Below are 18,741 nucleotides of genomic sequence, written 5' to 3'. Positions count from 1 at the left end.
CATCCGGTTAACCATTGTTACCGAGGCGCAGGCACTCCGCCGTTGACCAGCTTTGCCGCGCTGAATTACGTTTACGCGAACGTCAAAGATTGATATGAGGCGGGCGAGACCGGCACGGGCGCCAGCCCGTCCGAGAAGTTCGTGCTGGAGGATCTCATGCCGACCTACAGGGCCCCTGTTCGCGACACGCTGTTCGTGCTTCGCGACGTGCTCGGTTACGGGCGTTACGACAACCTGCCGGGCTTTGCCGATGCTTCGCCCGACGTTCTAGAGGCCATCCTGGCGGAAGGGGCGAGGCTGGCCGAGAATGTCATGCAGCCGCTCAACCGCGCCGGCGATACGGAAGGCTGCACGCGCCACGAGGATGGCTCGGTTTCAACCCCGAAAGGTTTCGCTAGAGCCTATCGCCACTACTGCGAAGGCGGATGGATGGGACTTTCCGCGCCCGCCGGATATGGCGGCCAGGGCCTGCCGTACCTGATCCATTCGGCGGTCGGCGAATATCTCTCCTCGGCCAATATGGCGCTGATGATGTATCCGGGTCTGACCCAGGGCGCGATCGCCGCCATTCTCACCCACGGCACCGACGCGCAGAAGAGCCGCTTCCTGCCGAAGATGATCGATGGGACCTGGACGGGCACGATGAACCTGACCGAGCCGCATTGCGGCACCGATCTCGGCCTCCTGCGCACCAAGGCGGTGCCGAACGGGGACGGCAGCTACAAGATCTCCGGCCAGAAGATCTTCATCTCCGCCGGCGAGCACGACCTTTCCGAAAACATCGTCCACCTGGTGCTCGCCCGCATCGAGGGCGCGCCGGACGGCACGAAGGGTATCTCCCTCTTCATCGTGCCGAAGCTGAAGCTCGACGAAGGCGGCAATCCCGCCGGGCCGAACGGCGTTTCCTGCGGCGCTCTGGAAGAGAAGATGGGCATTCACGGAAACGCAACATGCGTGATGAATTATGACGCGGCGCAAGGCACCCTCCTTGGCACGGAGAATGGCGGGCTGAAGGCCATGTTCACCATGATGAACGAGGCGCGCCTCGGCGTCGGGATGCAGGGGCTGGCAATCGCCGAGGCCGCCTACCAGCACGCCGCCGATTACGCGCGCGAGCGGCTGCAGGGCCGGGCGCTCACCGGCGTCAAAGCACCCGGGGAAAAGGCGGACCCGATCATCGTCCATCCGGACATCCGCCGCATGCTGATGACCATGCGCGCCGTCAACGAGGCCGGCCGTGCGCTCATCCTTTGGACGGCGCTCCAGTCCGACATTGCCCATCGCAGCGAAGATGAGGCCGAGCGCGCGCAAGCCGAAGACCACCTTGCGCTCATGACGCCGGTCATCAAGGGCGTGCTCACCGACAAGGGCTTCGACCATGCGGTGATGGCGCAGCAGGTCTTCGGCGGCCACGGCTATATCGAAGAGCACGGGATGAGCCAGTTCGTGCGCGACGCCCGCATCACCCAGATCTATGAGGGAGCCAACGGCATCCAGGCGCTCGACCTCGTCGGCCGCAAGCTGCCGCAGGACGGCGGCCGCGCCGCGCAGGCCTTCTTCGCGACGGTCGGCGAATTCTGCGAGACGCACCGTGCGGACGAGAAGATGGCGCCCTATACCAAGGCACTGAAGAAGGGGCTGAACGACCTGCAGTCCGCCACGCTCTGGCTGATGCAGAACGCAATGCAGAAGCCGGACAACGCCGGCGCTGCATCCTACGACTATATGCACCTCCTCGGGCTCGTGGCGCTTGGCTATATGTGGGGCCGCACGGTCAAGACAGCGCAGGAAGGGCTCGCCGAAGGCGGGGAGGATACGTCCTTTCTTGAAGAAAAACTCGTCCTTGGGCGCTTCTTCATGGAGCGGGTGATGCCGGAGACGGGCGCGCACCTCGCCCGCATCGCATCAGGCGCCGAAACGGTGATGGCGCTGCCCGCGGAGGCATTTTAAGGTGCCGGCAAACCGGCAAGGAACGAAGGGAGACGGGAATGGCTGACGCCTATGTCTATGACGCAGTGCGAAGCCCGCGCGGCCGCGGCAAGAAGGACGGCGCGCTGCACGAGGTGCCGGCGGTGCGGCTCGCCGCAAGAATGCTGGAGGCGGTGCGCGACCGCAACGGGCTCGACACACGGCAGGTGGACGACATCATATTCGGCTGCGTCGATCCCGTCGGCGAGGCAGGCTCCGTGATCCCGCGCTCGGCAGCCTTCGAGGCGGGCTACGACAACCGGGCGCCGGGCATGCAGATCTCGCGCTTCTGCGCTTCCGGGCTCGACTCTATCAATCTGGGGGCCGCGAAGATCGCCGCAGGCTCCGACGATATCGTGATCGCCGGCGGCGTGGAATCCATGTCGCGCGTCGGCATGGGCATGTCGGGCGGCGCCTGGTTCATGGACCCCTCGGTCGGTCTTCCCGCCTATTTCATGCCGCAGGGCGTTTCCGCCGACCTCATCGCCACGAAATACGGCTTTTCCCGCGACGACGTGGACGCCTATGCCGTGGAAAGCCAGAAGCGGGCGAAGAAGGCCTGGGACAAGGGTTATTTCAAGAACTCGGTCGTGCCTATCAGGGATCAGAACGGCCTCACCATTCTCGATAACGACGAGCATATGCGCCCCGACACGGATATGCAGGCGCTGGCATCGCTCAACCCGTCCTTCACAATGCCCGGCGAGATGGGCGGGTTCGATGCGGTGGCGGTGCAGCGCTATCCGGAGATCGAGGCCGTCAATCATGTGCACCACGCCGGCAACTCGTCCGGCATCGTAGACGGCGCTGCGGCCGTGCTGCTCGGCTCGAAGAAGGCCGGCAAGGGGCTAGGGCTCAAGCCGCGCGCCAGGATCCGCGCCTTCACCAATATCGGCTCCGAACCCGCCATCATGCTGACGGGTCCGGTGGACGTGACGAAGAAGCTTCTGAAAAAGGCGAAGATGAAGCTTTCGGACATCGATCTGTTCGAGCTCAACGAGGCCTTCGCCTCGGTCGTGCTGCGCTATATCCAGGCTTTCGACATCGACCGTGGGAAGATCAACGTCAATGGCGGGGCGATCGCCATGGGCCATCCGCTCGGCGCCACCGGCGCCATGATCTTCGGCACCGTGCTCGATGAACTGGAGCGCCGCGAACTCAACACGGCGCTGGTGACGCTGTGCATCGGCGCCGGCATGGGCACGGCGACCATCATCGAGCGGGTTTGAGGGGATTGGACATGGCTGATTACAGGAACTTTACCGTCGAGACCGACGCCGACGGCATCACCCTCGTCACCTGGGACATGCCGGACCGCTCCATGAATGTCTTCACCGAGGAGGTGATGGACGAGCTGGAGGCGATCGTCGACCGCCTCGCGTCGGACGAGGCTGTCAAGGGCGCCGTCATCACCTCCGGCAAGGAAACGTTTTCCGGCGGTGCCGATCTTACCATGCTCCAGGCGATGCTGGGTCGGTTCGAAAAGGAGAAGGGGAAGGATCGCGAAAAGGCGGTGAAGCTCCTCTTCGACGGTGCCGGGCGGATGGGCTGGCTTTGGCGCAAGCTGGAGACCTCAGGCAAGCCCTGGGTGTCGGCCATCAACGGCACTTGCATGGGCGGGGCTTTCGAACTGTCGCTCGCCTGCCACGGGCGCATTGCCGCCGAGGGCGATCACGTGAAGATGGCCCTGCCGGAGGTGAAGGTCGGCATCTTCCCCGGTGCCGGTGGCACCCAGCGCGTGCCGCGGCTCGCCGATACGCAGGAAGCCCTGCAGATGCTGACGACGGGCAAGACCCTGTCGCCGCAGAAGGCGAAGGCCATGGGTCTCGTGCATAAGGTGGTGCCGGCGAAGAAGCTGGTGGACGCGGCAAAGAAGATGATCCGCGATGGCCTCAGCCCCGTGCAGCCCTGGGATGAGAAGGGCTTCAAGCTGCCGGGCGGGCCGGTCTATTCGGCCGCCGGCGCCAATCTCTGGCCGCCGGCAATCGCCATCCTGCGCCGCGAGACCTACGGCAACTATCCTGCCGCCACGGCCATCCTGAAATGCGTCTATGAGGGGCTCCTGGTGCCCTTCGACACGGCGCTCACAATCGAGCAGCGCTATTTCACCGAGATCCTGCAGACGCGCGAGGCGGCGGCGATGATCCGCTCGCTTTTCGTCTCGCTGCAGGCTCTCAACAAGGGCGCACGCCGGCCAAAGGACGTGCCGGCGAAGACGTTCAAGAAGATCGGCGTGCTCGGCGCCGGCTTCATGGGTGCGGGCATCGCTTATGTTACGGCGAAGGCGGGCATTCCGGTGGTCCTCATCGATCGTGACCAGGAGGCGGCCGGCAAGGGCAAGGCACATTCGGCCGCCCTGATGGACGGCCTTATCAAGAAGGGCCGCGCCACGGAGGCAGAAAAGGAAAAGCTGCTCTCGCTGATCACGGCCACGCCCGACTATGACCGGCTCGAGGGCGCCGATCTGGTGATCGAGGCGGTGTTCGAGGACTCTGCGGTCAAGAAGGAGGTCACCGAGAAGGCGGAGGCGGTGTTGAAATCCTCGGCCATCTTGGCCTCCAACACCTCGACCATTCCCATCACTTCGCTGGCGCAGAATTCGAAGCGGCCGAAGAACTTCGTCGGCATCCACTTCTTCTCGCCCGTCGACCGGATGATGCTGGTCGAGATCATCATGGGCAAGCACACCGGGGAGAAGGCGCTGGCCGTCGCCATGGACTATGCGCGTGCGATCAAGAAGACACCCATCGTCGTCAATGATACGCGCGGCTTCTACGTCAACCGCTGCGTGCTGCGCTACATGCAGGAAGCCTATTCAATGTTGAACGAGGGCGTGCCGGCGCCCATGATCGAGAACGCGGCCAAAATGGCCGGCATGCCGGTGGGGCCGCTGGCGCTCACCGACGAGACGGCCATCGATCTCGCCCAGAAGATCATGAAGCAGACGATCCGCGACCTGGGCGAGAAGGCGGTCGATCCCCGCCACATGAAACTGATCGACACGATGGTCGACAAGCACGGCCGGCGCGGCCGCAAGAACGGCAAGGGCTTCTACGACTACCCCGAGAAGCCGGCGAAGAAGCATCTGTGGCCGGGGCTCACGGAGCTCTACCCGCAGAAGGCGCCGGAGGAGATCGATGTCGGGGAGATCAAGGACCGGCTGCTCTTCACCATCGCGCTCGAAGCCGCGCGCGTGATGGAGGAAGGGATCGTGACGGACCCGCGCGAAGCGGATGTCGGCTCGATCCTCGCCTTCGGCTTCGCGCCCTACACGGGGGGAGTCCTGTCCTATATCGACGGGATCGGCGCGGAGCATTTCGTTGAGCGGGCGAAGCGGTTGCAGAAAAAATTCGGCAGGCAGTTCAAGCCGCCGAAGCTTCTTCTCGACATGGCGGAGAAGAGCCAAACCTTCTATACACGCTTCGCGCACGAGGATCCCGCCGCGACGAAGAAGGCCGCCTGACAGGCGATGAAGGCCGGCCCGGCCGCGGGCTGGTTCCTTTGAAGTTTCGAGGGTCTATTGAGATGAAGGACGTGACTGTGGCGCTGGCCCCCTCTCTTGCAAATTCCAAGGACTTAGCTTTGCTAAGCCCAGGAATTTGCTTCCGAGCTTGTCGAGGAACTCCCCCGTCCCCTTCGACAAGTTCAGGAGGGGGAGATAGGCGCACGCCCGAGCGTTTCTGCAAATCATCGATGCTGTCGATTGGCGGAAGCGATGGTGCAAGCGTATCTCCCCCCTTGCGGGGGAGAAAGCGATTTCAACATCTTAGCCGGAGGCTAGGTGTTAGAAACCGCAAGAGAGGAGCCCGCTTGCCGCGCTCATCCGATCAATGGCCCTTAGGCCGGATCGCATAAATGTATGTCTGGTTTCGGCTCCTGCGGGTCGCAGCGGCAAGCCGCCGCCGCGGGCGCTTCAAGGTCGGCGATGAGAGCCGGCTGGCTTTTCGCTGCCTGCCGAGCGACGTCGACATGAACTTCCACCTGAACAACGCCCGCTACATGATGCTGGCGGATGTCGGGCGGATGGACATCTTCTTCCGCAGCGGCCTCATCTCGACCGCTCGGCGCAAGGGGTGGGGACCGCTTCTGGGTGGCCTGCAGGTGGCCTATGTACGAGAGATCCGCCTGTGGCAGCGCTTCGAGATCGTCTCGACGCTGGAGACCTGGGAAGGCACGCAGATCATCGGCCGCCACCGCTTCGTGCTGGCCGACGGCCGCACCGGCGCCATCATCCTGACGACCGGCGGCGTCTACGACTTCCGCAACCGCGCCTTCCTGCAGGTGGGCGAGGTGATGCGAATGCTTGGCAATGAAGCACCCCCGCGCCCGCCGAACGAGGCGGAGCAGGCCTTCATGACCTCGCATCAAGGCTTGCGCACCATCGCAAAAAAGGAGCCTCTGCCCTTTTCCGGCTAGCCGACGCCTTCTACCTTGGCGAGATCGGCACCTGATCGGAGGCTTCCATGCCCAACACCATCGACTACTACATGACGACGATGTCGCCCTTCTCCTATCTCGGCCACCAGACCCTGCGCGCGGTGGCGCAGAAGCACGGGGCTTCGATCCGGGTGAAACCGTTCGATCTTCTGAAGGTGTTCGAGAATTCCGGCGCCGTTCCGCCGGCCAAGCGCCCGCCGGTGCGCCAGCGCTACCGCTTCATCGAGCTGCAGCGCGTGGCGGACTACCGCGGCATGCCGATCAACCCGAAGCCGAAATACTGGCCGGTGAACCCGGCGCTTGCCGACCACACGATAATCGCGCTTGTCGAGGCCGGGCACGATCCGCTGAGCTATATGGAGCGCGTCTTTGCTGCCCTCTGGGCGAACGAGGAGGACATCGCCGACCGTGCGGTGCTGGCCGGCTATCTGCGTCATGAAGGCTTCGACGCGGAGCAGATCCTGATGGCGGCCGTGGCGCCGGGGACGACGGCCATCCGCGCCCGGAACACGGAGGAGGCGATCGCCGCCGATGCCGTGGGCGCGCCGGCTTATGTACTCAACGGCGAGGTCTTCTGGGGTCAGGACCGGGTCGAATATCTCGACCACGTGCTCGCCAGCGGGCGCAAGCCCTTTTCCGCTGCGCCCTTTATGGACAAGTAAGCCGAGAGGGAGTAGAACCCGTATACAGGCATTTTTTCCTGTCTACGATTGCATGGCGGAGGAGCGAGCGTGCTTTCGCACGACAAAGTGTGGGCGGCAATCGACGCGCTGGCGGCGCGCTGTTCGCTCTCCGCTTCGGGGCTGGCCAAGAAGGCGGGCCTCGATTCCACGGCCTTCAACCGCTCCAAGCGCTTCTCATGCGACGGGCGGCCGCGCTGGCCTTCGACCGAGTCCCTGGCCAAGGTCATGGCCGCAACCGGTGTCTCGCTGGATGACTTCATGGCGCTCATGGAAGGGGCGGCCGGTGCGCAGCGACGCCCCCCGCGCCCCTGCGTTCCGCTGATCGGCTTCGCCCAGGCCGGCGCCGGTGGCTTCTTCACCGATGCCGGCTTCCCGGCCGGCCACGGCTGGGAGGAGGTCGAACTGCCGGGAAAAGTCAGCGAAGGCGCCTATGCGCTCGAGGTGCAGGGCGATTCCATGCTGCCGCTCTACCGCGACGGCGATGTGCTCGTGATAGAGCCCGCCGCCGCCGTGCGCCGTGGCGACCGCGTCGTCGCCAAGACCATCGACGGCGAAGTCATGGCCAAGATCCTGGCGCGCCGCAGCGCGGGGGAAATCGAGCTTTTGTCGCTCAATCCCGACCATCCCAACCGCGTGCTTTCCGCCGACGAGGTGGAATGGATCGCCCGCATCGTCTGGGCCAGACAGTAGTCCTTCGACAGGCTCAGGATGAGGACTGGCCTTTGCGTCTGCCCTTCAACGCTAGAGCATTTTGCAGCCAAGTGGAATCACTTGGCGTGGCACAAATGCGGCGAAAACAAACAGATAGAGCAGCCAAGCGAACGAATGTGAGCGCACCCTGCTCTAATCGTGCGCGGAGCGCAGCTTGCCTCTCCCTCATCCTGAGCCTGTCGAAGGACGAGGGCAGGCACACGCCACAGTCACGCCGTCAATTCTCCTGCCAATGCCTTCTCGATGAGCGCCCGCGTCTCCTCGATGCCGTAGAGCGCGGCGAAGGAGCCGAAGCGGGGGCCGCGCTCCTGGCCGAGAAGGACTTGGTAGAGCATCTGGAAGAAGGCCACCGAAACGCCCGGGCCGCCGCTCGGGCTCTTTTTCTTGTGGTCCTGATAGCGCTCGATGCCGCGCGCCACGTCGAGGGCGGCGTTCTGGATCGCCTCGCCGTCGGCATCGGCGGGCAGCGCGGCGAGTGCTTCGGCGAGCGCGGCCAGCGCCTGACGCTCCACCCCGTCGGGTTCGCGAAACTCCTTTGCCGGCTTCACGAAGTCCTCGAAATAGCGGATCGCGTAGCCGACCAGCCGATCGAGCTCGGGGTGGTTTTTGGCCGTGACACCGGGTGCATAGCGCGAGATGAAGCCCCAAAGGACACCCCTCTCGTGGGCGTTGGACACGCTGACAAGGTTGAGCAGAAGCGCGAACGGTACCGGCAGGTCGATCGCCGGCGGGTTGCCGTCGTGGATGTGCCAGACAGGGTTGTTGAGCCGGCTATTGAAGTCTTGCGCCTGGTAGGCGGACAGGAATGAATAATACTCGTCCACCGCCTTCGGGATCACGTCGAAATAAAGCTTCTTCGCCGTTTTCGGCTTCTGGTACATGTAGAGCGACAGGCTCTCCGTCGGGGCATAGGCAAGCCATTCGTCGATGGTCAGCCCATTGCCCTTGGACTTCGATATCTTCTGGCCCTTTTCGTCTAGGAACAGCTCGTAGTTGAAGCCCTCCGGCGGGCGTTCGCCGAGCGCGGTGCAGATGCGGGAGGCGAGCTTGACGCTGTCGATCAGGTCCTTCCCGGACATCTCATAGTCGACGCGCAGCGCGGCCCAACGCATGGCCCAGTCCGGCTTCCACTGCAACTTGGCCCGACCGCCGGTGACCGGTGTTTCGAAGCGCCGGTCCGTCTCCGGGTCGCGCCACACGATCGTGCCGGCATCGACATTGCGCTCCTCGATCGACACCTGCATCACGACCCCGGTCTCGGGATGGATGGGCAGGAAGGGCGAATAGGTCTGCGCCCGCTCCTCGCGCAGGGAGGGCAGCATGATCGCCATGACCTCCTCATAGCGCTCCAGAAGCTTCAGGAGCGTCTCGTCGAAGCGCCCGGAAGTGTAGTAGTCGGTCGAGGAAGCGAATTCGTAATCGAATCCGAACTGGTCGAGAAAGGCGCGCAGGCGCGCATTGTTGGCCGCCCCGAAAGACGGAAATTCGTTGGAGAACGGATCCGGCACGCGCGTTAGCGGCTTGCCGAGATGGGCGCGCAGCATCTCCTGGTTGGGTACGTTGTCGGGAACCTTGCGCAGGCCGTCCATGTCGTCGGAAAAGCAGATGATGCTGGTCTTCACCCTGTCCTCGGTGAGGACGCGAAAGGCATGGCGCACCATGGAGGTGCGTGCCACCTCGCCGAAGGTGCCGATATGCGGCAGGCCGGACGGGCCGTAGCCGGTCTCGAACAGCACCGTCTCCGGATAGCCGCGCCCCGCGTAGCGTTTGACGATCCTGCGCGCCTCCTCGAAAGGCCAGGCCTTGCTTTCGGCCGCGGCCGCGATCACATCGGGCGTGAGTTCGAGCGCGTTTGTTGTCGTCATATCCGGTTTTCCAGAGGGTGTATGTCGGCGCTGGTCTAAGGCTGGGCCGCCGGTGCGTCAATCGAGACATGGATTTTTCGTTGCGGCGGCAAGGCGCACCGCCTACCTTCGCCGCAAAAGGAGCAGGTGAAGAATGAGCCTACAGCCGTCCACCCACGAGGCGCTGATCTACCTGATGGTCATCATGTCGGCGGCCGATCGCGACATGACGGACGCCGAACTCGGCAGCATCGGCCGCGTGATCCAGACGCTGCCGGTGTTCCGCGGTTTCGACGAGAACCGGATCATCGAAGTGGCGCGCCAGTGCCAGCAGATTCTGCAGGAGGACGACGGGCTCGAACGCATCCTCGGGACAATCCATGACGTCGTGCCGGCGCGGCTCCACGACACGGCCTATACGCTGGCGGTCGAAGTCGCGGCGGCCGACCTGCACGTGGAGCCGGAGGAAAAGCGGATGCTGCAGATCGTCCGCGGCCGCCTGCAGATCGAGCCGCTGGTCGCCGCGGCGATCGAGCGGGCCGCACGGGCCCGCCACCGCAGCCTGGCGTGAGGCTCAAGCACATGTGAGTGGCCTGGAGGCGGCCGGCGCGCGATAAGAAGGCATGGACGCATTCATCCTGTCCGAGGCCGCTATCCGCCTTGCGGCTTTCACCGGCATTTTCGTCGCCATGGCGGCGTATGAGCTTTGGTCGCCGCGGCTGGAACGGGCGGAAATGGCCGGCGCCTGGAAGACGCGGCGCTGGTTCACCAATCTCTTGCTGCTGGTCATCTCCGCCGCCATCCTGCGGGTCGTCTTTCCGGCCGCCGCCGTCGGCGCTGCCCTGTGGGCCGAGACGCAGGGCTGGGGGCTCTTCCGCTACTTCGGCTTCGATCCGCTTGCGGCCGGTATCGTCGCCTTCGTCGTGCTCGATTTCGCCGTATGGCTGGAGCATGTCGCCAGCCACAAGATTCCGATTCTGTGGCGCATTCACCGCATGCATCATGCCGACAACGGCTTCGACCTCACGACGGGGTTGCGGTTCCACCCGCTCGAGATCCTGATCTCCATGCTATGGAAGGCCGGCGTCGTGGTCGCGCTGGGAGCGCCGGTGCTGGCGGTCCTGATCTTCGAGATCGTGCTCAACGGCGCGTCGATGTTCAACCACGCCAATATCGCCATCCCGAAGCCGCTCGACCGCGTACTGCGCCTGGTCGTCGTGACGCCGGACATGCACCGCGTGCACCACTCCAGCATCCGCCGCGAAACCGACGCGAACTACGGCTTCAACTTTCCCTTTTGGGACCGCCTGTTCCGCACCTATGTGGACCAGCCGAGCCGCGGCCACGGCGGCATGGAGATCGGATTGCGCGAATATCGCGGGCCGGTTGCGGCAGGGTTCCTCTGGGCGCTCGCCCTGCCCTTCAGGGCACTGAAGCGCGATCAGTAGAAGCCGATCGGGAAGTAGCGCAGGTAAAGCTCCTCGAACGTGCCGCTCTCCTCGATTTGCTGCAAGGCGTAATCGAGCGCATCGGCGAGCGCCGGCGCGTCCCGGCGGACGGCGATGGCCATCCCGCGGCCCAGATATTCCGGTGCAAGATACGGCCCGTCCGCGAAGGCGCAGCAGCCGCCGGCGGCCTCCGTATCGGCGAGCCAGAATGACAGCCGCATCCCGTCGCCGAAGGCGGCATCGATCTCTCCCGCCTGCAGATCCTCGAAGAGCCACGCCTCGCGCGTGTAGGTGACGGCGCGCGCCCCGGGAAACAAGTCACGCAGCATCTCTTCATGCGCAGTGCCGGCCATAACGCCCACGCGCCGGTCCGCGACCGCCTCGTAAGCGGGGCCCTGGAAGATTGAATCGCGGCGGGTCACGAAACGGGCCGGGAACTGCAGATAGGACCGGGAGAACCGGTATCGGTCACGTGCCTCCCGCGTGACCGCCAGACCCGCCAGGATCGCTTCGCCCTCGCCCGCCTCAAGTGCGCTTTCCAGCTCCTCGAAGGGCAGGGCCTGTATCTGGCAGCGCTCGGCAAGCTCCAGCGCGTCGCAGATTGCGCGCGCCAGGTCCACGTGAAAGCCGACGAGGCGGTCTTCGGAATCAAGGAAATTGAACGGAAAGAAATCCGTCGTCGTCAGGAAGCGCAGGCGGGTCAGGCCTGAAACGTCCGGGCGGCTCACCGACTGTTTCGAATCCCAGACATGGGGGACTTCCGTCCCGGCACGCAGGAACTGGGCCGTAGTGCACAGCAGGATTCCGGTCAGGACAGCAGCGGCAAAGGGGCGCAAGCCGTCAAATCTCCACAGAAATGAAATAGACGCAAGCGAAGGAGGAGTCCTTTGAAGAAGAGACGACCAAGTCAACCATGCACCATATCCTTGCAAAACCGAAGGCCCATTGACGGAAAGGTTTAAATTTCACATTATGAACTTATAACCGCCGGAGGAGAGGGACGGCCGGCTTCGGGGGAGAAGTTGGGGGGCCGACATTGCCAAAGAGATATCCAGGAGTCTGGCGACCGTTGTACCGTATGACGGTCGCACAGGAGCCGTTGCGTGACGAGTCTGTTGCGTCGCGGCAAATCGTTTCTTCTTTCTCGTCATTTTCGTTCATGTTCTGACTCGCATCGGGATATCACGCCCGCGGCGTTCACGCACTTGTTCTTACGGTGAACCATGTTTGTGCCGGGTGCCAGCAAGGGAACTGGAGAGCCGTTCCGCAATCGCGCCGGCGAACACCGCTCGGCGGATATCCCGCCCGCGGTGCCAATCCGGCCGTCGGGTCTGGCCGACTGGTGGCCGCTGCTGGAGCAGCTCGGCATCGCCTATCACGAGCTTCAGGCGGTGGAAACGCGCGGCCGGCTTGCCGGCGTGCCCTTTCAGAGGGAGCTGGCCGTTTCCGGCTTGATCGATGAGGACGATCTCTATCGCACGTTGGCCCGTGCGCTCGGCGTCGGTTTCGTACCGGAAATCCGCCCCGCCAGCCTGATCATGCGCCAGCATCATTGTCTTGCCGCACTGCGCCGCATCGGCGGGGTCGGCAATGCGGCGGCTATCGACAATGATGGTCAGACCTTGCTCCTGATCGCGCCGGAGCGCATCGATATCGCCGCTATGCGCGCATATCTGCGACGCCACCCGCGGATCGCTCGGCATATCCGCATCGTTCCGCCTTCGGTGCTGCGTTCGGCGGTCCAGCGCCTGGCGCGGAGAAGCCTGTCCCGCATCGCCATCCAGGACCTGTTCGACCGGATGCCGGAATTCTCGGCGCGCTTCGTCCTCGTCCCTTGGCAGGGCGCGGTGCTGGGTGCCTTCGCCGTGGCGCTCTTCGCATCGCTGGCATTGTGGCCGGTCCCGTCGCTGTTGGCGCTGCATGTCCTGTTGTCGCTTTTCTTCCTGTCCTGCGTCATGCTGCGAGTCATCGTCGCCGGTGCCATGCGCGGACAGCGCCCTTCGCCACCACTCAAGGCCGTGCGCACGGACGAGATGCCGGTCTATACGGTTCTCGTCGCGCTCTACAAGGAAGCAGAGGTTGTCCCCGATCTGCTGGTGGCGCTGGGGCGGCTGGTCTGGCCGCGCAGCAAGCTTGAAATCAAGCTCGTGTGCGAAAGCGACGATCACGAGACACTGCAAGCCCTGCGGGCGCAAAAGCTGCGCTCCTACATCGAGATCATCGAAGTGCCGCCCGAAGGCCCCCGCACGAAACCGAAGGCACTGTCCTACGCGCTGCCGATGACGACGGGCGAATTGCTGGTGCTCTATGATGCGGAGGACCGGCCGCACCCCTTCCAACTGGTCCAGGCATGGCAACGCTTCCGTGAAAGCGGGGAGGAACTCGCCTGCCTGCAGGCACCGTTGCTGATCTCCAACCGCCGCGAAAGCTGGCTTTCCTCGATGTTCGCCTTCGAGTACTCGGCGCTGTTCAACGGGCTTCTGCCCTGGCTTGGGCGCAACCGGCTGACAATGCCGCTGGGCGGCACCTCGAACCACTTCCGCCGTTCGGTGCTCGAGTGCGTCGGCGGGTGGGACCCCTACAACGTGACGGAAGACGCCGATCTGGGTCTGCGCCTGCACAGGCTCGGCTATCAAACCGACACGATCACCTTTCCCACCTACGAGGATGCCCCTGCGACGGCGGGGGTTTGGCTGCCGCAGCGCACCCGCTGGTTCAAGGGGTGGGCGCAGACCTGGCTGGTCCACATGCGCGATGTCGGCGCACTCTGGCGGGATCTGGGGTCGCACTCCTTTCTGGCCACTCAGGTGCTCACGGCCGGAATGCTGCTTTCCGTGCTTGCCAACTCCGTCTTCGTCGTGACCGTTTTGGGCCTTGCCCTCCATTGGGCGCTCCACGGCACGTTGCTTTATCATTCACGTGCGCTCCTCCTGCTCGACGCGATCAATCTCCTGTTCGGATATGGTGCGTTCCTAGCGCTCGGCTGGTGGACGCTGCGCAACACCGAGCGGCCGAGGCTGTGGAAACTGGCCTTGCTCACCCCGGCCTATTGGCTGCTGTTGTCCATTGCGGGGTGGCGTGCCATCTGGCATCTCTACCGCCGGCCACACCTGTGGGAAAAGACGCCGCATCGCCCGAACCGGCCGAGATCCGCCGGGCCCGTCCCCCGGAAGAGGCGGGGTGCGTCGAACGTCCCGGTCGGTTCACCATCGGCACGAATGCCGAAGTCCCAGACAGCCTTGGAAACTGCCGGGGATCGGGGTTAAGCCTCCAAGTCGATACTTCTGACAAAAACGTCTTGAACCGCCGATGTATCGGCGGTTCGTCCTTGTTCATAAACCGATTCCCTCGCGGCGGTAGGTTGATGCTAGAACGTCATCGATAAGTTCCGGTGCAATCCCCCTTGAACCAGGGTGCTTGAATGAAGAAGGAAGATGCCGCGCGGGGCGGCAGCGCAAAGGCCGCGCTGAGGCGCCTGGCCCGCAACTGGTACATTCTGGCCGCCGCATCCGCGGCGTTGCTGGCGCTCGATCTCTTCGTGGGCGGCAGCGGCGCGGCGGCGGCGCTCGCGGTGGCTTTCGTGCTGGCGGTCGCCGCCTTCTTTCCGGGCAAGAGGCGCGAAGGCATGCCCGAAAAGGGCGACGACGCCCTGACACGGGACCTGGGCACGCTGCCGGCGCTCCACCTGGCGGCGGCCGTGCAGGACCCCCTCTACGTGTTCGACGAGGGAGGCACCGTCGTCTATGCCAACGAGGCGGCAAGGACCGCGTTCGGCTCCACCGTACAAGGCACATCCCTGCAATTGCGCTTCCGTGCCCCGGAGATGCACGACTTCATCGCTCGCGTGCTCGAAGGAGGTTCCGGTCCCTTTGCCACGGATTACACCGAGCGCGTGCCGATCGAGCGGGCCTATCGCGTCTCGGCGATGCCGATCGGCGAGGGGTCGGGCCTTTTCGTGCTTCTGTTCAAGGATCAGAGCGAGGCACGGCGCATAGACCGCATGCGCGCGGACTTCATCGCCAATGCCAGCCACGAGTTGAGGACGCCGCTCGCCTCCATCGCCGGCTTCATCGAGACTTTGCGCGGGCCGGCCCGCGACGATCCGGACGCACGCGAGAACTTTCTGCAGATCATGCAGGACCAGACCGCGCGCATGGCCCGGCTGATCGACGATCTTCTGTCGCTCTCGCGCCTGGAAATAAAGTCCCATATGAAGGGTGGCGAGCACATCGACCTGAAGCAGCTCCTCGAATCCGTGCGCGATTCCATGGCGCATCTGGCGGCCGAATCCAATGTCGCCATCGAGCTCGACCTGCCCGAGGCACCGGTGGAGGTTCAGGGAGATCGCGACGGGCTGGTGCAGGTCTTCGAAAACCTCCTTGAGAACGCCTGCAAATATGGCGGCTCCGGCGGGCGGGTGGTGATTACGGCGACGGCAGCGGAGCAGGACGGCTCGAAACGCGTGACGGTGACCGATTTCGGACCGGGCATCGCCGAAGAGCATATCCCGCGCATCACGGAGCGCTTCTACCGGGTCGACGTTGAGAACAGCCGCGCCCAGAAGGGCACCGGACTCGGCCTTTCGATCGTCAAGCACATCCTCGCCCGGCACGGCGCTCGCCTGTCGATCCGCTCACGCGTCGGCGAGGGCTCTTCCTTCACCGTCATCTTCCCCCCGGAATAAGGACGGCCGGCACACTGGCATCCGCGCCGGTCGCGCCTATTTCTTGTTCCCGTCATGTGGATAGCCTACCAAGGTCGGGGGTGATTTGCCCAGGAGAAGCTCGGTGCCAATGCAAAGCCAGCACATAACGCACTCTTTCGATACGGAACTGCGTTTCCTGACCAACCAGATCGGCGGAATGGGCGGTTATGCCGAGCGCATGGTGGAGCAGGCGGTCGCAGCGCTGGTGAGCGGCGACATCGAGCTGGCACGAAAGGTGGTCGAGGACGATGCGTTTCTCGACGAGAAGGAACGCGAGATCGGCGAAAAGGCCGTGGTCGTCATCGCCAAGCGGCAGCCGATGGCCGCCGATCTGCGCGAGATCCTCGGCGCGATCCGCATTTCCGGCGACCTCGAGCGCGTCGGCGATATGGGCAAGAACATCGCCAAGCGGGTGACGGCGGTTGCCGAGACGCGGCAGCCGCCGCGGCTCTTCCGCGGCATTTCGGCGCTGTCCGACCTGGCGCTGACGCAGCTCAAGGACGTTCTCGATGCCTACGCTTCGCGCTCGGCGGAGAAGATCAGCTTCGTGCGCGATCGCGATGAAGAGATCGACGCGATGTACACCTCGCTGTTCCGCGAACTGCTCACCTACATGATGGAAGATCCGCGCAACATCACCGCCTGCACGCATCTCATCTTCTGCGCCAAGAACATCGAGCGGATCGGCGACCACGCCACCAACATCGCCGAGACCGTCTATCATATCATCACCGGCACGATCCTGCCGCCCGAGCGGCCCAAGGAGGACGAGAGCCACCGTGTCACCGCGCCGGCGTCCGACGAGCCGCGCGAGCGCTGATTGCGGGCTCAGCCGGTCCTTGCCTGCCGGGTATGCCGGCGGAGCCAGGCGGCCGTGCCGAGCGTGGCGAGCGAAACGGCGGTGAGTGCCGCAAAGGCGGCGCCGTAGGCTCCGGTATCGATCCGGGAAAGCAGGACGACGACGAGAATTGCGCCCGTGGCGCCGCCGATGCGCTGCGCAACGTTCACCAGCGTCGCGGCATCGCCCATCTCCTCGGCGGAGACGGCGGCATAGGCCGCGGTCATGGCCGGCATCTGCGCCAGGGCCAGCCCGGCGCCCCGCACGATAAGCGCGGCCGCCAGGAAAGACACCGGCAAAGGCTCCGGCGCCAGGAAGGGGAGGGTCGTCGCGACGAGAAGCGCCGCCCCCGCGAGCGCCACCAGGCCGGGGCCGTGGCGGTCGGTCAGCGTGCCGGCGACCGGCAGGACGAAGGCCGAGCCGAGGCCCATGGCAAGCAGCATCAACCCCGTTTCACCGGCGCCCTGGGCGACGGGCAGCTGGAGATAGAGCGGAACGAGCAACAGGCCGCCATACATGTTGACCCCCGTCAGCCCCGCCGTCGCCATGGCGGCTGCGAAAGCCGGCCGGCGGATCGGCTTGAAGTCGATGAGGGGGCGGGGCGTCCGCAGGGCGTGAACCACGAACGCCGCAACAAGGCCGGCGCCGAGCAGGCAAGCCGTCATCAGGCCTATCGAGATTTTGCCGGTGCCGGTCTCCGTGGCTGCATAAAGCAGCAGGGGAAGTCCGAAAACGAGAAGCGCCAGCCCGTAGAGATCGAGCGTGCGTCCAGTGTCCCGCGCGCCCGGCGGCACCAGCCCGCGCGCGGCCAAGAGGGCGGCCAGCCCGATCGGCACGTTGATCCAGAACAACCATCGCCACGAGACCGCCTCGAGCAGGAATCCGCCCACCGCAGGGCCGAGCGCCGGACCGAGCGCGACGACCAAGCCGAGCACGCCCATGAGGCGGCCGAGCTGGTTACGCTCAGCAGTGGCACCGATCACCGCCTGGCCGGCAGGCACCATCAGTCCGGCGCCGAGCCCCTGGATGAAACGGGCGGCGATGAGGCTTGATGGCCCGGGCGCCAGCGCGCACAAGATGGACGCCGCGACGAAAATCAACAGCGATGCCGCCCAGACCCGGCCATAGCCGAAGCGAGTGCCGAGCCAGCCCGTCGCCGGAAGGGATACGGCAAGCGCGATGAGATACCCGCTCGCCACCCATTGTACCACCGGCAATGTCGCGCCGAAATCTGCGCGGATGGTCTCCAGCGCGAGATTGGCCACGGTGGAATCGAGCATGGCCATGAACGCGCCGGCGCCGGTCACGGCGGCGATCCGCCAGACGCGGGCGGGTATGCGCGGTGGCTTTTCGATGTCGGTCTTCAACTGCATGCGCCGGCATGTCTCGCCGCCGATGAAAGCGGCGTCAATGGTTCAGACAAGCTCTTCAAAGGGCACACGCACGCCGGCTGGCTGTTCCTTCGGCGCAAAAAAAGAGGCGGCATGCGCATCAGCGCTGCCGCCTCAGTTTCTCCCCTACCCCGCGGTCAACCCCGCCCCTGTCGGGTTCGCCGGCGTTCGCCCGCCGGCTGATAGGCAAGCCTGGAATGGAATGTGCAATAGGGCCCCGTTTCTCCGGTATCGTTGCCGCAGAAGCTGAAATCGGTCTCCAGCGGGTCGCCGTTCGGCCATTTGCACGTGCGCTCGGTCAGTTCCACGAGCTGAAGATTGCGCGAGATCGGCACCACCACATCCTCGACGGGCCGAAGATCCTGATAGGCGACGGCATCCTCCTCGAAGCGCACCTTGAGCGCGGTGGCGCCCACGGAGGTGGCGACCGGCCGCGTGCTGCGTTGCTGACGGCGCGTGCCGCCGCCGCTCGAACCCGATGTCTTTTGCCGCGGGGCCGTGGAAGTGGCGCGGCCGCGGCTGGAAAGCTTCAGCCGGTGCACCTTGCCGATAACCGCGTTGCGGCTGACGCCGCCCAGTTGCGCCGCGATCTGACTGGCACTCAGGCCCTCCGCCCAAAGCTTTTTCAACAGCTCGACACGCTCGTCGGTCCAGTTCATAAGGACGTGCTCCTGTGCACGCGGGCGGAATCCGGGTGGGTCTCCGCCCAGCTCCAG

General features: G+C 64.7%; 15 protein-coding genes. 11 read left to right on the top strand and 4 right to left on the bottom strand.

The features are described from left to right. Positions 1-156: 156 nt before the first annotated feature. The 6 genes from SIN08_RS07775 (at position 157) to SIN08_RS07750 (ending at position 7,778) form a co-directional block, all read left to right on the top strand. Positions 157-1,950 (top strand): acyl-CoA dehydrogenase C-terminal domain-containing protein, encoded by a 1,794-nt coding sequence (locus SIN08_RS07775; protein WP_322451003.1) that lies wholly within the window; start codon positions 157-159, stop codon positions 1,948-1,950. A gap of 38 nt (positions 1,951-1,988) precedes the next feature. Continuing rightward, entirely contained in the window at positions 1,989-3,197 is a 1,209-nt protein-coding gene (locus tag SIN08_RS07770) for an acetyl-CoA C-acetyltransferase (protein WP_322451002.1), read from the top strand. Between the two features lie 11 nt (positions 3,198-3,208). After that, positions 3,209-5,431: an FAD-dependent oxidoreductase gene (locus SIN08_RS07765; protein ID WP_322451001.1), complete on the top strand. Its 2,223-nt coding sequence runs from the start codon at positions 3,209-3,211 to the stop codon at positions 5,429-5,431. A 392-nt stretch (positions 5,432-5,823) separates the two neighbouring features. Next, complete coding sequence (locus tag SIN08_RS07760) at positions 5,824-6,384, top strand: thioesterase family protein (protein WP_322451000.1); 561 nt, start codon at positions 5,824-5,826, stop codon at positions 6,382-6,384. A 47-nt stretch (positions 6,385-6,431) separates the two neighbouring features. Beyond that, the gene (locus tag SIN08_RS07755; protein ID WP_322450999.1) at positions 6,432-7,067 is read left to right on the top strand and encodes a 2-hydroxychromene-2-carboxylate isomerase; all 636 of its coding nucleotides are present in this window, start codon (positions 6,432-6,434) and stop codon (positions 7,065-7,067) included. Positions 7,068-7,136: 69 nt separating this feature from the next. Continuing rightward, positions 7,137-7,778, top strand: a complete 642-nt coding sequence (locus tag SIN08_RS07750) for a helix-turn-helix transcriptional regulator (protein ID WP_322450998.1) — start codon at positions 7,137-7,139, stop codon at positions 7,776-7,778. A 230-nt stretch (positions 7,779-8,008) separates the two neighbouring features. Here SIN08_RS07750 and SIN08_RS07745 read toward each other — a convergent pair whose 3' ends face one another. Further along, positions 8,009-9,664, bottom strand: a complete 1,656-nt coding sequence (locus SIN08_RS07745) for a lysine--tRNA ligase (RefSeq protein WP_322450997.1) — start codon at positions 9,662-9,664, stop codon at positions 8,009-8,011. A 133-nt stretch (positions 9,665-9,797) separates the two neighbouring features. Between SIN08_RS07745 and SIN08_RS07740 the strand changes: the two genes are divergently transcribed. Both SIN08_RS07740 and SIN08_RS07735 read left to right on the top strand, forming a co-directional pair. After that, on the top strand, positions 9,798-10,214 hold the full coding sequence (locus tag SIN08_RS07740; protein ID WP_322450996.1) for a tellurite resistance TerB family protein: 417 nt from the start codon (positions 9,798-9,800) through the stop codon (positions 10,212-10,214). A gap of 52 nt (positions 10,215-10,266) precedes the next feature. Beyond that, positions 10,267-11,091, top strand: coding sequence for a sterol desaturase family protein (locus SIN08_RS07735; protein ID WP_322450995.1), 825 nt, complete (start codon positions 10,267-10,269; stop codon positions 11,089-11,091). Here the strand turns inward: SIN08_RS07735 and SIN08_RS07730 are convergent. After that, positions 11,085-11,927: a transporter substrate-binding domain-containing protein gene (locus SIN08_RS07730; protein ID WP_322450994.1), complete on the bottom strand. Its 843-nt coding sequence runs from the start codon at positions 11,925-11,927 to the stop codon at positions 11,085-11,087. The genes SIN08_RS07735 and SIN08_RS07730 overlap by 7 nt on opposite strands. 387 nt (positions 11,928-12,314) lie before the next feature. Between SIN08_RS07730 and SIN08_RS07725 the strand changes: the two genes are divergently transcribed. From SIN08_RS07725 to phoU, 3 genes are all read left to right on the top strand, one after another. Further along, positions 12,315-14,357: a glycosyltransferase family 2 protein gene (locus SIN08_RS07725; protein WP_322450993.1), complete on the top strand. Its 2,043-nt coding sequence runs from the start codon at positions 12,315-12,317 to the stop codon at positions 14,355-14,357. A 155-nt stretch (positions 14,358-14,512) separates the two neighbouring features. Further along, a complete protein-coding gene (gene phoR / locus SIN08_RS07720; protein WP_322450992.1) occupies positions 14,513-15,775 on the top strand; it encodes a phosphate regulon sensor histidine kinase PhoR in 1,263 nt (420 codons plus the stop codon). Positions 15,776-15,884: 109 nt separating this feature from the next. Further along, positions 15,885-16,616 carry a phosphate signaling complex protein PhoU gene (gene phoU, locus SIN08_RS07715; RefSeq protein ID WP_322451270.1) on the top strand — a complete coding sequence of 244 codons (732 nt, stop codon included), beginning with the start codon at positions 15,885-15,887 and terminating at the stop codon, positions 16,614-16,616. 8 nt (positions 16,617-16,624) lie between these two features. Here phoU and SIN08_RS07710 read toward each other — a convergent pair whose 3' ends face one another. Both SIN08_RS07710 and SIN08_RS07705 read right to left on the bottom strand, forming a co-directional pair. After that, complete coding sequence (locus tag SIN08_RS07710; protein ID WP_322450991.1) at positions 16,625-18,007, bottom strand: DHA2 family efflux MFS transporter permease subunit; 1,383 nt, start codon at positions 18,005-18,007, stop codon at positions 16,625-16,627. Positions 18,008-18,162: 155 nt separating this feature from the next. After that, a complete protein-coding gene (locus SIN08_RS07705; protein ID WP_322450990.1) occupies positions 18,163-18,684 on the bottom strand; it encodes a GcrA family cell cycle regulator in 522 nt (173 codons plus the stop codon). Positions 18,685-18,741 lie beyond the last annotated feature (57 nt).

Origin of the sequence: Chelativorans sp. M5D2P16 (assembly GCF_034427935.1) — a bacterium.
Taxonomy (GTDB): Bacteria; Pseudomonadota; Alphaproteobacteria; order Rhizobiales; family Rhizobiaceae; genus Chelativorans.
The sequence above is the reverse complement of the archived record's forward strand: the minus strand, read 5'-3'. Positions and strand labels throughout refer to the sequence as shown.

What these genes read in the sequence shown, in the direction of transcription:
- SIN08_RS07740 (WP_322450996.1), top strand. Translation starts at nt 9,798, where the DNA reads ATGAGCCTACAGCCGTCCACCCACGAGGCGCTGATCTACCTGATGGTC.
- phoR (WP_322450992.1), top strand. Translation starts at nt 14,513, where the DNA reads ATGAAGAAGGAAGATGCCGCGCGGGGCGGCAGCGCAAAGGCCGCGCTG.
- SIN08_RS07745 (WP_322450997.1), bottom strand. Translation starts at nt 9,664, where the DNA reads ATGACGACAACAAACGCGCTCGAACTCACGCCCGATGTGATCGCGGCC.
- SIN08_RS07775 (WP_322451003.1), top strand. Translation starts at nt 157, where the DNA reads ATGCCGACCTACAGGGCCCCTGTTCGCGACACGCTGTTCGTGCTTCGC.
- SIN08_RS07770 (WP_322451002.1), top strand. Translation starts at nt 1,989, where the DNA reads ATGGCTGACGCCTATGTCTATGACGCAGTGCGAAGCCCGCGCGGCCGC.
- SIN08_RS07710 (WP_322450991.1), bottom strand. Translation starts at nt 18,007, where the DNA reads ATGCAGTTGAAGACCGACATCGAAAAGCCACCGCGCATACCCGCCCGC.
- SIN08_RS07735 (WP_322450995.1), top strand. Translation starts at nt 10,267, where the DNA reads ATGGACGCATTCATCCTGTCCGAGGCCGCTATCCGCCTTGCGGCTTTC.
- phoU (WP_322451270.1), top strand. Translation starts at nt 15,885, where the DNA reads ATGCAAAGCCAGCACATAACGCACTCTTTCGATACGGAACTGCGTTTC.
- SIN08_RS07755 (WP_322450999.1), top strand. Translation starts at nt 6,432, where the DNA reads ATGCCCAACACCATCGACTACTACATGACGACGATGTCGCCCTTCTCC.
- SIN08_RS07705 (WP_322450990.1), bottom strand. Translation starts at nt 18,684, where the DNA reads ATGAACTGGACCGACGAGCGTGTCGAGCTGTTGAAAAAGCTTTGGGCG.
- SIN08_RS07760 (WP_322451000.1), top strand. Translation starts at nt 5,824, where the DNA reads ATGTATGTCTGGTTTCGGCTCCTGCGGGTCGCAGCGGCAAGCCGCCGC.
- SIN08_RS07765 (WP_322451001.1), top strand. Translation starts at nt 3,209, where the DNA reads ATGGCTGATTACAGGAACTTTACCGTCGAGACCGACGCCGACGGCATC.
- SIN08_RS07725 (WP_322450993.1), top strand. Translation starts at nt 12,315, where the DNA reads ATGTTTGTGCCGGGTGCCAGCAAGGGAACTGGAGAGCCGTTCCGCAAT.